Origin of the sequence: Mycobacterium attenuatum (assembly GCF_900566085.1) — a bacterium.
Classification (GTDB): Bacteria; Actinomycetota; Actinomycetes; order Mycobacteriales; family Mycobacteriaceae; genus Mycobacterium; species Mycobacterium attenuatum.
The window spans coordinates 1-14110 of record NZ_UPHT01000099.1 but is presented as its reverse complement, the minus strand read 5'-3'; the positions used below and the strand labels follow the sequence as shown (position 1 = coordinate 14110).

Sequence of the window (14110 nt, the reverse complement as noted above, 5' to 3'; positions counted from 1 at the left end):
TTTTGGGGGCTTTTGCGCCTCCTCGCCATGCTGCTACAGCAGCCCGCTCAGATTGCTGCCAATTGTCCAGGCTGCTGTTGCGACCAGTCCGGTGATCGCCAGCACCACCGACACCCAAATCAGCACCATGCGGCGGGCATGTTGTCGCGCCCAATGGAACTCGTCCATCGAGATGCCAGCGAATTGCCCTGATACGGGCTGGTATTCGTATTCTTCCGCCTCGGAGTCCGGCGGGGCCGCTGATACCGTTCCGGGCAAGCCCGCCGGTTCCCGGGTCAATTCGCGGGTCCGGTGGCGAACCGGTGACCTCGGCTGCTGGGCAATTCGGCTGTGGTGCAGCACCGCCGACCGGTGCTGGGCCGAGTTGCGCGGTGCCGGCACCCGAAAGTCCGGTAGCGCCAATTCCTCGGCGATCGCCTCGAGATCGGCAGCCATTTCGATGGCGTCGGCGTATCTTTCGGCGGGGTCGCGGGCGGTGGCACACGCCACGAATTCGTCGAATTGGGTTGGCACTCCATCGATTGCAGAGCTGGGTGCCGGCACGTCATGATCCAGCCGTTGATAGGCGATCGACAAAGCTGAGTCGCCACTGAAAGGTGTGCGTCCGGTCAGCAGCTCGTAGGTGAGAATGCCGGCCGAGTAGACGTCGCTGCGAGGGCCTGCCTGTCCGTCGCGGACCTGTTCCGGAGACAAGTACGCCGCGGTTCCCAAAATGACGCTGGCCGAAGTGATTCCAGCGGCGGCGACCGCCCGCACCAATCCGAAGTCGGCGATCTTGACCTCGCCGTCATCGGAGATCAGCACGTTTTCGGGCTTGACGTCACGGTGCACCAGGCCGGCCCGATGCGCGGCTGCTAGCCCCCCCAGCACCGGGCGCAGCACCGCCACCACGGCGTGTGGCGGCATCGGGCCACGTTCGGCAAGCAGTTCGCGCAACGTGCCGCCTTCGATAAGTTCCATCACCAGAAACGGGTGGCGGGCGTCCAGGCCCTGGTCATAGACCGCGACCAGGCCGGGGTTTTTCAACCGGGCGACCGTGCGGGCCTCGAGTTGGAACCGGGTCAGAAACTGTTGGTCGCCTGCGTAGCGCGAGTCCATCACCTTCAGCGCGACGGGGCGGTCCAGGCGCACATCGAGACCGCGGTAGACGGTCGAGGTGCCGCCGCTGGCGATCCTGGCCTGGACCAGATACCGGCCCTCCAGGAGCGTGCGTTCCAACGGGTCCGAAGTTCCAGCTTCCGCCTGGCGACGATACGGGCCGGCACGGCCCGGGAAGGAGCCGGGCACTTGAGCTTCAGCCACGGGGCCATCGTAGGTGGCGGCGCGAATCGGATGAGACAACGTGCACCAAGCTCTACACTTGCGCCGTGGGCAGCATTCCGGCCGGCGATGATGTTCTAGATCCCAACGAGCCAACCTACGACCTGCCCCGGGTCGCCGAGCTTCTTGGTGTGCCGATCAGCAAGGTGCACCAGCAGTTGCGCGAAGGTCACCTGGTCGCCGTTCGGCGAGCTGGCGGCGTGGTGGTGCCGCAAGTGTTCTTCACCCACTCCGGCCAGGTGGTCAAGAGCCTGCCGGGTCTGTTGACGATCTTGCACGACGGCGGCTATCGCGATACCGAGATCATGCGCTGGCTGTTCACTCCCGATCCGTCGCTGACGATTACCCGCGACGGCTCACGCGATATCGTGAGCAACGCCCGCCCGGTCGATGCGCTTCATGCCCACCAGGCTCGAGAAGTCGTGCGGCGCGCCCAGGCTATGGCGTATTGACGGCCTATTGAGCGGATTCCGTTGCACTTCTTGCAGCACTCGGTTCCGGTGCCCGGTACAGCGAATACCAGGCCAGTAGCGCGAACGCCGTCGCCAGCCCGAAATGCAGCCAGGAATACATGCCGTGCGATCCATCGGGCTTAAAGATCACCATGACCCAGGTCGAGAACCCGGCGATAGCGGCGATCGCAGGCCGTGACTGGGCCAGCGGCGCCACTATCGCCAGTGGCCAGGAGTAATACCACGGTAGGGCGGCGGGGACGAACAACACCACAATCAGCATCGACCACGCGATGCCGGCCAGCACGGCCCGGTCGTCGCGCCGGAATCGCCACCACAGCACCGGCAGCGACACCGCGATGATCAGGATTCCGATGAACCGGGTGATCCGCAGCAAGGTGTAGAAGTCGAGAGTGAAGAAGTTCCGGCCCAGGGCATGGATCAGATTTGCCGCTCCCGTCGGCACCGTCAACCAGTTGATGATCTTCACCGAACCGGCCAGCGCGGTGAACCACCCCAGCCCGACCCCGGCCACCGCGGACAGCACCGCGAACACCGCCACGAAAATCAGCAGCGACGCCGCGGCGGCGACCAGGAACGCCCGGGCCGGCCGGTACCCGCGATCATCGCGCAGGTGACGCATCCAAACCCAGAACAGGAACGGCAGCGCCAGCCCGGCCGTTGCTTTGACCGCGATGGCTACCGTGATCAGCGTGATCCCCGCGATATGGCGCCGCTGCATGGTGAGCGCGATGCCGGCCGCCATCAGGCCCACCATCAGCATCTCGTTGTGTACTCCACCCATCAGATGGATGAGCACCAGCGGATTGAGCACGCAGGTCCACAGTGCAATCGAGCCGTTGGCGCCGAGGTGCTGGGCCAGGCGGGGAGTAGCCCAAATCAGCAGCGCCAGTCCGGGCAGCATGCACAAGCGCAACAGCATGGTCCCGGTGACCACGTCGTTGCCGACGATGATCGTGACCAGCTTGGCCACCAGAATGAACGCCGGGCCGTAGGGGGCGGTGGTGATCGTCCAGATCGGGCTCACGTCGTCCAGCAACGCGTTTGGGTTACCCACCGGCCCCACCGCATAGGGATCCAGGCCGTCGCGTAACAGTGCGCCCTGGGCCAGATAGGAGTAGGTGTCGCGGCTGAAGACGGGCACCGACAGCAGCAGCGGCGCCAGCCAGAACGCGGTGGTGGCCCGCATGGTGAACTCGGTCGCTTCGCCGCTGAGAACGTGCCGGCCCAGCCGCAGCCATGCGACCAGCATGAGGCCCACACCCAACCACAACACGATCGACGACACCACCAGCCCGTGGCCGAACCGCAGCCACGACATGTGAATCGTCTCCAGCAGTGGGTCGTGCTGGCGCGTGCTGCCCGCTCCCAGCCCGCCGGCGGTGATCAGCACCGCCCCCAGGAAGCCCAGCCATGCGGGCTTGGCCTGCGGCGTGGCGGCAAATCTGCGAATCTGTGAAAGACGTTGGCCCACTGGTAGTTTCGTAGCGGAAGCAGCTTCCGGCGGAGGCGTCGCGGTGGTCATCGGTTCAGGCCGACCGGTCCGTGGCCGTCCGAGCCAACTGCGACAATCCGGCCTTGGCTCGTGCGTTGATGGGCGCCGATCCAAGTGTGGTCAGCGCTCGCTGGGTGAGTTCGGTGATCCGCCTCTCGGCGGCTGCCAAAGCGCCGACCCCAGCGATGACCTCGCGCAGCTCGCGCACCTGCACGTCGGTCAGCTCGGTGCCGATCGAATTACGCAGCAGGCTCGCCGCCTGAGGATCCGACTTCTCCGCGAGTTCGGCTGCCTCGGCTATCAGCACCGTACGTTTCCCCGACCTCAGGTCGTCGCCGGACGGTTTGCCGGTCACCGCGGGGTCGCCGAACACCCCCAGCACATCGTCGCGCAGCTGAAACGCCACCCCGAGATCCGTCCCGAACTGATGGAACGCGGCCGCGACGTCGGGCCTTTCGGCGGCGGCGGCAACCCCGAGTTGCAGCGGCCGCGACACCGTATAGCAGGCGGTTTTGAAGGTGGCGACCGTCATCGCCGAGGCGATCGAGTTGGCCGCGCTGGCCTCGGCCACGATATCGAGGTATTGCCCGCCCAGCACCTCGGTACGGATGCCGGACCATACCCGCTGCACCCGGCGCGCAGCGTCGGGCCGCAAGTACGACTGGCACAGCTCGGAAACGATGTCATCGGCCCAGGCCTGGGCCACGTCGCCGAGCAGTATTGCCGCCGAGATTCCGAACTGCTGTGCCGGGCCGAGCCAGTTGCGCTCCCGGTGCAGCGCGGCGAAATGCACATGGGCCGTAGGCCGGCCACGGCGGGTCGAGGAGGCATCGATCACGTCGTCGTGTATCAAAGCCCAGGCATGCAACAGCTCGAGGGCCGAAAACAACCGCAGTACCTCGGGGCCGGGCTCCTCGGTTGCCACGGCGTGCCAGCCCCAGTATGCGAAGACCGGCCTGAGCCGTTTCCCCCCGCGCAGCGCAAAATCTTCCAGCCAGGCCGTCAAGAGGTCGTATTCACTGCCGATGTACGCCGCCTCCCTGCGACGCTCGTGCAAATACCGCCGTAGCTGGTCGGTGATGGCGCCGCCCAAGTCGGTTGCCGATGCTTCGACGCTCAGCGCGGCGCCCCTTTCTGCTCGGCAAGTCCCTGGCCCGACAGTGTATTGGGCCCCGGCGCTGGACGGAGATTGCCTCACTCGGGCGGCCGGAATCCATTCGGGCTGCCTACGGGCGGATTGGTCCGCATTCGGATGAACGCAGTTGCTTCGACTAACTAGCCATTCCGCCCCTATGCTGTCGTGGTGGCCCTGTGTTGTGGCCCGGCGCGGGGGTGTGCGCGGCGTGGCGCGGTTTGAGCAGTAGTCGTCTGAGGAAGAGGTGCCATGTGACGCTCAACACCATCGCACTCGAGCTGGTGCCGCCCAACGTCGACGGGGGCCGGGAGCGCGCTCTGGAAGACGCGCACAAATTGCTCCGGTACTCCGCCGAGTCCGGCCTTGACTGCCGAATCCGGCACGTGATGATTCCGGGAATGATCGCCGAGGACGACGATCGGCCGGTTCCGATGCAGCCTAAGCTCGACGTCCTGGAGTTCTGGTCGATCATCAGAGCGCAGTTGCCCGGGATCAGTGGCTTGTGCACGCAGGTCACCGCCTTCATGGACGAATCGTCGCTTCACGGGAGGCTCGCCGACCTGTGCGCTGCCGGGATGGAAGGCGTGGTGTTCGTCGGGGTCCCGCGCACGATGAACGACGGCGAAGGCTCCGGTGTCGCGCCAACCGACGCGTTGTCGATCTATCGCGAGCTGGTGGCCAACCGCGGAGTCATCGTGATTCCCACCCGGGACGGCGAGCATGATCGGCTCGATTTCAAATGCAACCACGGCGCCACCTACGGCATGACCCAGTTGCTGTATTCCGACGCGATCGTGGGTTTCCTCACCGAGTTCGCCAAGGCCACCGACCATCGACCCGAGATCCTGCTGTCATTCGGCTTTGTCCCCAAGGTCGAGGCACGGGTCGGCTTGATCAACTGGTTGATCCAGGACCCGGGCAACACCGCCGTCGCCGGCGAACAGGAATTCGTCCACAAGCTGGCCGCCAGCGAACCTGCCCAGAAGCGCCGGCTCATGGTCGAGCTCTACCAGCGTGTGGTGGATGGTGTCGTGGATCTCGGCTTTCCGCTGAGCATCCATTTCGAGGCGACGTATGGCCTGTCCGCGCCGGCATTCGATACCTTCGCCGAAATGCTGGACTACTGGGCGCCCGACAAGCAGGGCTGACGACCCGTTTAACCAGGCGGCTGGTCGCCCGCGGCGGTCAGCCGAGCGGAACGGTCCCGGCTGATCCAGGCCAGCAGCGCGACCACCCCCGCGGCCAAAAACGACGCGATGCCCAGCCAGATTCCGGCCGCGGTGAATGACCGGGTGTTGGGATCGGTATAGCGGGCCTGAGCGTTCATGGTGCTTACCACGCCCGGCTTGAGCTTCCACTGCACCACCTCGGGCTCGATGCGGTCACCGTTGGTGGAGGTCACCGTCCCGGGAAACGCGACGGTCAACTCGACGTCGGCGTCCGCGTCGGTCAATGAGGTCAGGTCCACCCGGCCCTCCAGAATCACCAGATTGCCGTTGCGGCGCAGCGACAGGTTCACCCCGGCCGCATCGGAGTTCATGTTGGCCAGCTGTGGCAACTCCGCGAACGTCAAATCGGAGAACACCGCCTGGGAACCCACGTAGCCGTCGCTGTCGTAGTTGGAGACAGCCACTTTCTGGCTGAAAGCCAGGTTGTTGCTGTCGAGTTGAGGACCGGTGTCCTTGTTGCTCTTCGGTTTTGCCGCAGCGATGATCTCGCCGGACACCAAGTCGTCAGGAGAGATGGTGATCGACGCCCGGACGCGAAGGCATCCGGTCGCCAACGGCACCAGCATCAGCAGCATCGCGATGGCCAGCATGCGACGCCGTCGGGTCCCGGCTATGTGGGACTTGTGGGCTGGAAGCGAGGGAGGGCTGGCGCGCACCAGGTCATCGTGCCAGACCCGGTGCGCCGCTTAGGCGAGCCGTCCACGGTCGGTCTACAGGGGTAACGCGCGGCCCAGGATCGCAAACGCCCGGGGGTCGCCGGCGAAGTGGTAGCCGCGGATGATGTCGGTGAAGCCCAACCGCCGGTACAACCGCCACGCCCGGTTGGCCTCGCCGTTGGTCTCCGGAGTGGACAGTAGAACGTGGTCCTCCTGCCGGCCCGCGAGCAGCCGGCGGGCCAGCGCCTCGCCGATGCCACGGCCTTGGGCGCGGGGATGGATATGCAATTCAGTCAATTCGAAATAACTGCTCATAATCCTCGAGATCGCCTGCGGCGGAAAACCGCTGCGCTGCAGCCCGAGGACCACCTGTTGCTGCCACCACTGACCGGGGGCGCCGGGGTAGCCGTAGGCCACGCCGACCATCGGCGCGTTGCTCAGGTCGGCGGCCGCTGACGACCGGTTGTCGTCGGCATCCGGGCTGGCCGTCTGATCGGGCACGTCGGGGTCCGCTACTTCGATGGCGCCGACAGCCTTCCAGCCCTGCCGCCGGATGTGTTCCAGCCACATGGCCGCCCGCTGGCTTTCGGTGCCTCTGGGGTAGCGCATCGCGTCGACATAGACGGTCAGGGCCTCCCTGAGGCGGCGTTCCATGTCGCTGGGGGCCAGATCAATGAGGAATATCGCCAAGTGCCCTCCTCACGATGATCCGGTGCGGTGCTCCAGCAACCAGTATCGGACCACGCGATCGGGCCAGTGCGGCCGCGGTTCACGGATCCGTCGAGATGCCGGCTGACAACGTGCCACTCAGCAAGCGATTTGCCAGCGATATCGAGATTGTGACCAGTTGCACCACATGGGTATCGGGGACATTCGTGCGCCGGGGCGGGGCCGGGATAGAATCGCCGGCGAATCAGTGGTACGGCTGGGAATGACCTCGTATCATCTGAGTTAGTTGCCCCCACAACGGGCATCCGCGTTGCTATCGGTAGTTACGTGACACTCTGTCGGCAAGGAGGGACGAATGCCACTCTCCGATCATGAGCAGCGGATGCTTGAGCAGATCGAGAGCGCGCTCTACGCCGAGGACCCTAAGTTCGCGTCGAGTGTCCGCGGTGGGGGCTTTCGCGCACCGACGGCACGTCGGCGCTTGCAGGGTGCGGCGTTGTTCGTCATTGGTCTGGCCATGCTGGTTTCCGGGGTCGCATTCAAAGCCACGATGATCGGAACCTTTCCGATCCTCAGCGTGTTCGGATTTGTCGTGATGTTCGGCGGCGTCGTGTATGCGGTCACCGGCCCGCGGCTGCCGGGTCGGCTGGATCACTCTCGGCCGACGTCCGGGGGACCTCGCCAGCGTCGCGGTAAAGGGGTCGGGGGCTCATTCACCAGCCGGATGGAGGATCGGTTCCGCCGTCGTTTCGACGAGTAGACGCGCGAACGTAGACGTCACGGGGCAGCCGGATGGCTGCCCCGTTTTTTGCGTGCGCCGCCGGCCTTGCGCCACCGCAGTCGCCATTGGTGGGTAACGGCGCGGAGCCCATTCCGCGGCCCAGTCGTGATCCACTGGCCTTCGCATGCCCCACCACGCCCCACTTGGCGCCCCATTTGCGACTTTCTGCCTCCTGAAATGCAGTTTTGTCAGGACGAGTGGGCGCGATGGCGACCGTGCGACGGCCTGCAGGCGGCCCGGCGCGACAGACTCATGGAGAAATTAGGTGCCGACACCCCATCAATGGGGCGAAGTGGGGGATTGTGGGGTATGGTGGCTGAAGTGTTTGGGTGAGCGCAGCGGCTCTAGGTGGGAGGTGGCCTAGTGTTTCTGGGCACCTACACGCCCAAACTCGACGACAAGGGGCGGCTGACGCTGCCGGCAAAGTTTCGCGACGCGTTGGCAGGGGGGTTGATGGTCACCAAGAGCCAAGATCACAGCCTCGCCGTCTACCCGAGAGCGGAGTTCGAGCAGTTGGCGCGCCGGGCGAGCAAGGCACCGCGAAGCAACCCCGAAGCACGGGCGTTCCTGCGCAACCTTGCCGCCGGCACCGACGAGCAACACCCCGACGGCCAGGGCCGGATCACGCTTTCGGCCGACCATCGCCGCTACGCGGGTCTTTCCAAGGACTGCGTGGTGATCGGCGCGGTCGACTACCTCGAGATCTGGGATGCCCAGGCTTGGCACGACTACCAACAACTCCATGAAGAGAACTTCTCCGCGGCCAGCGATGAAGCACTCGGCGACATCTTCTGAGGTGCATGTCCGTGCACCGTGGTCTCTGCCCGAACCGACCCTGGCGTACTTCCCCGACGCCAGGTTCGCGCCTTCGGACAGGGACCTCGGTGCAGGGACGCGGCAGTGGCCAGGCAGGTATTGCTGCACCCGGGGAGGTGTCGTGGCGGCTGAGGGCACAAGGGATTTCGGTCATGTGCCTGTCCTGGCGCGGCGTTGCGTCGAGCTGCTAACCCCGGCCCTGACCCGTCGTCATCCGGACGGCTCGGGGGCGGTGTTGGTCGATGCCACCCTCGGCGCCGGCGGGCATGCGGAGTGGTTTCTTCGGGAGTTGCCGGGCCTGCGGCTGATCGGGCTGGATCGCGACCCCGGCGCACTAGACGTTGCCCGGGATCGGTTGGCGCCCTTCGCCGAGCGGATCGCCCTGGTGCGCACCCGCTACGACGGTCTCGCGGCGGCATTGGCCGAATTCAGTTATGGCGCAGCCGAATCGATTGATGGCGTGCTATTCGATCTGGGCGTCTCGTCGATGCAACTCGACCGTGCCGCGCGCGGCTTCGCCTATGCCAAGGACGCTCCGCTGGACATGCGGATGGACCCGGACTTACCGCGGACAGCCGCCGACATCCTCAACACCTACGACGAGGCCGCACTGGTCGATATTCTGCACCGTTACGGTGAGGAGCGGTTCGCCCGCCGCATCGCCGGGCGTATTGTCCGGCAGCGCGCCCACACGCCGTTCACCTCGACTGCCGAACTGGTTGCCGTTGTCTACCAGTCGATTCCGGCTGCGGCCCGGCGCACCGGCGGGCATCCGGCCAAGCGCACCTTCCAGGCTCTGCGGATCGCGGTCAATGAGGAGCTGGATTCGTTGCGCAGCGCTCTTCCCGCCGCGATGGCCGCACTCTGCGTTGGCGGACGGATTGTGGTGATGGCCTACCAGTCGCTGGAGGACCGAATCGTCAAGCGGGTGTTCGCCGACGCGGTCGCCTCCAGAACACCGATCGGGCTCCCGATCGAGCTTCCCGGCCACGGACCGCGGTTTCGGTCGCTGACCCACGGCGCTGAACGCGCGGATGCGGCCGAAATGGAAAGCAATCCACGCAGCACCGCGGTGCGGTTGCGGGCGTTGCAACGCATTGACCACGAGGCAGAACCGCGGCGGGCGACCGGGAAGGGCGATTCATGAAGACGAAGCGCGAAGCTCGGGTCCCGGCGAACCGCCGCGGCAGCGAACGTCGCGGCGGTAGTGATCGTTCCGCCCCAACCAGCCGGCGCGCGGCGGCCGACTCCGCGTCGCGTCGCGGACGGGTGGCCAAAACCAGTGCGCCGCACCCCGAAGCGCGCATGCCGAAGTCTGGACCGCAGACCAGCCCGATTCCCCGGCCCGTGGAACGTCCGGCCCGGCCCAAGAACACCGGTCAGGCCAAGGCTCGCGCCAAGGCTCGAAAAGCCAAGGCGCCCAAAGTAGTACGTCCTAAGTTGAGCGAGCGGTTGGCGACCAGGCTGATGTCGGTCGACCTGCGGCCCCGCACCTTGCTGAGCAAGGTCCCATTTGTGGTCTTGGTGATCGGTTCACTCGGGGTCGGTCTCGCGCTCACGCTGTGGCTGTCCACCGATGCCGCCGAGCGGTCGTATCAGCTGAGTCACGCCCGGGAACGGACCCGGATATTGCAGCAGCAGAAGGAGTCGCTGGAGCGCGATGTTCGCGAGGCCGAGTCTGCGCCAGCGCTGGCAGAGGCGGCGCGCAAGCAGGGCATGATCCCGACCAGGGACACCGCCCACTTGGTTCAGGCGCCCGACGGCAATTGGGTGGTGGTGGGAACCCCCAAGCCGGCCGACGGCGTTCCGCCGCCTCCGCTGAACACGAAGCTGCCGGAGGAAGGTCCGCCCGCGCCGCCGAAACCTCCGGTGGTTCCTCCCGAGGTTCCGGTTCGGGTCATGCCGGGCCCCGGTGACCCTGCCCCGCCCGCGCGGTCCGGGCCGCAGTTGCTGCCGCGCACTCCGGACGGCGCGGCGACGCTGGGCGCCGACACCAACCAGTTGCCGGGTCAACTGCCGGGAGTGCCGGAACAGGTGCCGGGCCAAGTGCCGGGAGTGCCGGGCCAGGCGCTGGGAGTGCCGGGACAGCCGCCGTTACCCGGTCAGCAGCCCGCACCCGCAGGCTCTGCGCCTTCCGCGCCGGTCCAGCTGCCCGGCCCGGCTGTGGTACCGGCGCCTGCGCCGACAGGGGTTCCGGTACCGCTGCATGCGGGCATCGTGCCGCCGGCGCTGGTCGCTCCCGGCGTGCCGCAGGCTCCGACAGCCCCCCTGGCCCCTGTAGCGCCGGTGGCGCCGGCGCCTCCGGCGATCGTGGCGGCTCCGCCACCGACGGCTGCACCACCGGTGTCGGTCAACGGCGAGCAGTTCGGCCCGGTGACTCCATCACTGCCGGCGGCGCCGGGGGGGCCACGGTGAGCCGCGGCGGGCACCCTCGTTCGGGACCGTCGACGGGTGGTCCCCGCACACGTCAGCAAGCCGTCGACGCACGGCAGTCGAAGCGGTCGAAGAAGTCAAGCGAGCGCCGGGCCGACGAGCCTCAGGCTCCCCAGCGATTCCGTAAAGCCAAGGACGCCGACAAAACCCGCGCCGCGCTGCGCGCCGAGACGGCCGCGCCCGGCCGGCCGGCGCGGCAACGGCGAACCCGTCAGGCAGCCGAAGTGGCAATCCGAGGCGCGTCGTTCGTCTTTCGGCATCGGGCCGGCAACGCGGTGATTTTCGCCTTGATGATGGTCGCCGCGACACAGCTGTTCTATTTGCAGGTGTCACATGCCGCCAACCTGCGCGCTCAGGCGGCCGGCCAGCTCAAGGTCACCGACGTCGAACCGGCGGTTCGCGGCGCTATTGTTGACCGCCGCAACGACCGGCTTGCGTTCACCATCCAGGCGCGTGCCTTGACCTTTCAGCCCAAACGGGTCCGCCAGCAGCTGGAGGAGGCCAAGAAGAAATCCCCCGCCGCCCCTGACCCGCAACAGCGGCTCAAGGATATTGCCAAGGAAATCGCGGGCAAGCTGAACAACAAGCCCGACGCGGCGACAGTGCTGAAGAAGCTGCAGAGCAACGAGTCGTTCGTGTACCTGGCACGTGCCGTCGACCCCGCGATTGCCAGCGCTATTTCGGAGAAGTATCCCGAGGTGGGCTTCGAGCGGCAGGACTTGCGACAGTACCCCGGCGGGTCGCTGGCGGCCAATATCGTCGGCGGCATCGATTGGGACGGGCACGGCCTGCTGGGTCTGGAGGACTCCATGGACGCCGTGCTGGCCGGAACCGACGGCTCGGTCACCTACGACCGCGGGTCCGACGGCGTCGTGATCCCCGGCAGCTACCGCAACCGGCACAAGGCGGTTCACGGTTCGACCGTCCAGCTCACCCTCGACAACGACATCCAGTTCTACGTACAGCAGCAGGTGCAGCAGGCCAGGAATTTGTCGGGTGCCCACAACGTCTCGGCGGTGGTGCTCGATGCCAAGACCGGCGAAGTGCTCGCCATGGCCAACGACAATACGTTCGACCCATCCCAGGACATCGGGCGGCAGGGCGACAAACAATTGGGCAACCCGGCGGTGTCGTCACCCTTCGAACCGGGATCGGTGAACAAGGTGATCACCGCCTCGTCGGTCATCGAGTACGGGCTGTCCAATCCCGACGAGGTGCTGCAGGTTCCCGGCACCATCGAGATGGGCGGGATCAGCGTGCACGACGCCTGGGAGCACGGCGTAATGCCCTACACCACGACCGGCGTGTTCGGGAAATCGTCGAACGTCGGCACGCTGATGCTGGCGCAACGCGTGGGTCCCGAGCGCTTCTACGACATGGTCCGCAAGTTCGGGCTGGGCCAGCGCACCGGTGTGGGCCTGCCCGGTGAGAGTGCCGGTCTGGTGCCGCCCATTGACCAGTGGTCGGGGAGCACATTCTCGAATCTGCCTATCGGCCAAGGTCTTTCGATGACCCTGCTGCAGATGGCGGGCATGTATCAGGCGATCGCCAACGACGGGGTGCGAATACCGCCGCGGATCATCAAGGCCACCATCGCAGCCGACGGCACCCGCACCGAGGAACCGCGCCCCGAAGGCATCCGGGTGGTGTCGGCGCAGACGGCCCAGACCGTGCGCCAGATGCTGCGCGCCGTCGTGCAGCAGGACCCGATGGGCTACCAGCAGGGCACCGGCCCCGCGGCTGCGGTACCCGGTTACCAGATGGCCGGCAAGACCGGGACCGCACAACAGATCAACCCCGCCTGCGGATGCTACTTCGACAACGTGTACTGGATTACCTTCGCCGGCATGGCCACGGTCGACAGTCCGCGATATGTGATCGGGCTGATGATGGACAATCCGGAGCGCAACGCCGACGGCAGCCCGGGCCACTCGGCTGCCCCGCTGTTCCACAACATCGCCGGTTGGCTGATGCAACGCGAGAACGTGCCGCTGTCACCAGACCCGGGGCCGCCGCTGGTCTTGCAGGCCACTTGAGGCCAACCGCGTCGTTCCAAAGCGCCCGACGGGGTGTGGAGATCGCGATACGATCCGTTTGCTGACCCGTGGGGAGGTACCGGATGTCGTTGGTCGTCGCGATGCCTTCGCAACTGGCGGCCGCAGCAACGGAGTTGGCGGGCATCGGATCCACCATCACCACGGCGAGTGCCGTCGCGGCGGCACCTACCAGCAACGTGCTGGCCGCGGCCGCCGACGAAATCTCCACCGCCCTTGCCGCGTTGTTCAGCGCTCATGCCGATGGCTTTCAGGCTTTGAGCGCCCGGGCGGCGGTTGCTCATGACCAGTTCGTGCTCGCCCTGAATGCGGCTGCCAGCTCGTATTCCGGCGTCGAGGCGATGAGCGCGGCAGGGCTGCAGTCGCCGGTTGCAGGTCTGTTGGACCTGGTCAACGCTCCCGCGCTGGCGCTGTTGGGGCGGCCGTTGATCGGCGACGGGGCGCCCGGGGCTTCGGGGCGTGACGGTGGCGCCGGCGGTTTGCTGTTCGGCAACGGCGGCGAGGGCGGACCCGGAAACGGCAGTCATCCCGCCGGCGGCAACGGCGGTGCCGCCGGGCTGATCGGCAACGGCGGGGCCGGCGGCGCGGCCGCCAACACCGGCGCCGGTGGTCGGGGCGGCGACGGCGGATGGCTGTTCGGTAGCGGCGGTGCCGGTGGCACCGGCGGGGCGGGTACGTCCAACGCGATCGCCGGTGCCGGCGGCGCTGGCGGCAACGCCTGGCTGTGGGGTCATGGCGGTGCTGGTAGCACCGGTGGCAGCGCAGGTCTTGGCGTGCCCACGGCGGGCGCGGCCGGTGGTAACGGCGGGCATGGGGGCTTTTTGAGCGGAAACGGCGGCGCCGGCGGCGACGGCGGGTCGAGCGGAAGGTCGTTCACCGGGGGCGTCACCGGTGGTGCCGGCGGTTCCGGCGGTGCTGCCGGGTGGTTGTTGGGCACCGGCGGTGCCGGCGGTCATGGCGGTAGCGGCGGTGACGGCGGCAACGGGACCGTCGCCGGAGGCCAGGGCGGGGCCGGTGCCGGCGGCGGGCGCGGCGGCTACCTGTGGGGC

General features: G+C 67.0%; 13 protein-coding genes. 8 read left to right on the top strand and 5 right to left on the bottom strand.

Annotated elements, in window-relative coordinates:
- Nucleotides 1–33: 33 nt before the first annotated feature.
- Entirely contained in the window at nt 34–1287 is a 1254-nt protein-coding gene (locus tag EET13_RS16675; protein ID WP_244603956.1) for a protein kinase domain-containing protein, read from the bottom strand.
- 80 nt (nt 1288–1367) lie between these two features.
- On the opposite strand from EET13_RS16675, the gene EET13_RS16670 reads away from it, so the two are divergent.
- On the top strand, nt 1368–1772 hold the full coding sequence (locus EET13_RS16670; protein ID WP_122443324.1) for an Rv2175c family DNA-binding protein: 405 nt from the start codon (nt 1368–1370) through the stop codon (nt 1770–1772).
- A gap of 4 nt (nt 1773–1776) precedes the next feature.
- On the opposite strand, the gene EET13_RS16665 is transcribed toward EET13_RS16670, so the two are convergent.
- On the bottom strand, nt 1777–3318 hold the full coding sequence (locus EET13_RS16665) for an alpha-(1->6)-mannopyranosyltransferase A (RefSeq protein WP_122443323.1): 1542 nt from the start codon (nt 3316–3318) through the stop codon (nt 1777–1779).
- 4 nt (nt 3319–3322) lie between these two features.
- Nucleotides 3323–4381, bottom strand: a complete 1059-nt coding sequence (gene idsA2, locus EET13_RS16660) for a bifunctional (2E,6E)-farnesyl/geranyl diphosphate synthase (protein WP_122443322.1) — start codon at nt 4379–4381, stop codon at nt 3323–3325.
- Between the two features lie 293 nt (nt 4382–4674).
- Here idsA2 and EET13_RS16655 point away from each other — a divergent pair, with 293 nt between their 5' ends.
- On the top strand, nt 4675–5571 hold the full coding sequence (locus EET13_RS16655) for a mycobacterial-type methylenetetrahydrofolate reductase (protein WP_122443321.1): 897 nt from the start codon (nt 4675–4677) through the stop codon (nt 5569–5571).
- Between the two features lie 8 nt (nt 5572–5579).
- Here EET13_RS16655 and lppM read toward each other — a convergent pair whose 3' ends face one another.
- The gene (gene lppM / locus EET13_RS16650) at nt 5580–6266 is read right to left on the bottom strand and encodes a lipoprotein LppM (RefSeq protein WP_122443340.1); all 687 of its coding nucleotides are present in this window, start codon (nt 6264–6266) and stop codon (nt 5580–5582) included.
- Between the two features lie 96 nt (nt 6267–6362).
- Nucleotides 6363–6998 carry a GNAT family N-acetyltransferase gene (locus EET13_RS16645; protein ID WP_122443320.1) on the bottom strand — a complete coding sequence of 212 codons (636 nt, stop codon included), beginning with the start codon at nt 6996–6998 and terminating at the stop codon, nt 6363–6365.
- Between the two features lie 334 nt (nt 6999–7332).
- Between EET13_RS16645 and EET13_RS16635 the strand changes: the two genes are divergently transcribed.
- The 6 genes from EET13_RS16635 to EET13_RS16610 all read left to right on the top strand — a co-directional run.
- Nucleotides 7333–7737 carry a DUF3040 domain-containing protein gene (locus EET13_RS16635; protein WP_122443318.1) on the top strand — a complete coding sequence of 135 codons (405 nt, stop codon included), beginning with the start codon at nt 7333–7335 and terminating at the stop codon, nt 7735–7737.
- 384 nt (nt 7738–8121) lie between these two features.
- Nucleotides 8122–8553, top strand: a complete 432-nt coding sequence (gene mraZ, locus EET13_RS16630) for a division/cell wall cluster transcriptional repressor MraZ (RefSeq protein ID WP_075548795.1) — start codon at nt 8122–8124, stop codon at nt 8551–8553.
- 1 nt (nt 8554) lies between these two features.
- Complete coding sequence (rsmH, locus tag EET13_RS16625; protein ID WP_122443317.1) at nt 8555–9721, top strand: 16S rRNA (cytosine(1402)-N(4))-methyltransferase RsmH; 1167 nt, start codon at nt 8555–8557, stop codon at nt 9719–9721.
- Entirely contained in the window at nt 9718–10989 is a 1272-nt protein-coding gene (ftsL, locus tag EET13_RS16620; RefSeq protein ID WP_122443316.1) for a cell division protein FtsL, read from the top strand. Before rsmH ends, ftsL begins: the two co-directional genes overlap by 4 nt.
- Nucleotides 10990–11165: 176 nt before the next feature.
- Nucleotides 11166–13043 (top strand): peptidoglycan D,D-transpeptidase FtsI family protein, encoded by a 1878-nt coding sequence (locus EET13_RS16615; RefSeq protein ID WP_168990808.1) that lies wholly within the window; start codon nt 11166–11168, stop codon nt 13041–13043.
- 83 nt (nt 13044–13126) lie between these two features.
- On the top strand, nt 13127–14110 hold a 984-nt coding region (locus tag EET13_RS16610), incomplete at its 3' end, for a PE family protein (RefSeq protein WP_136623177.1).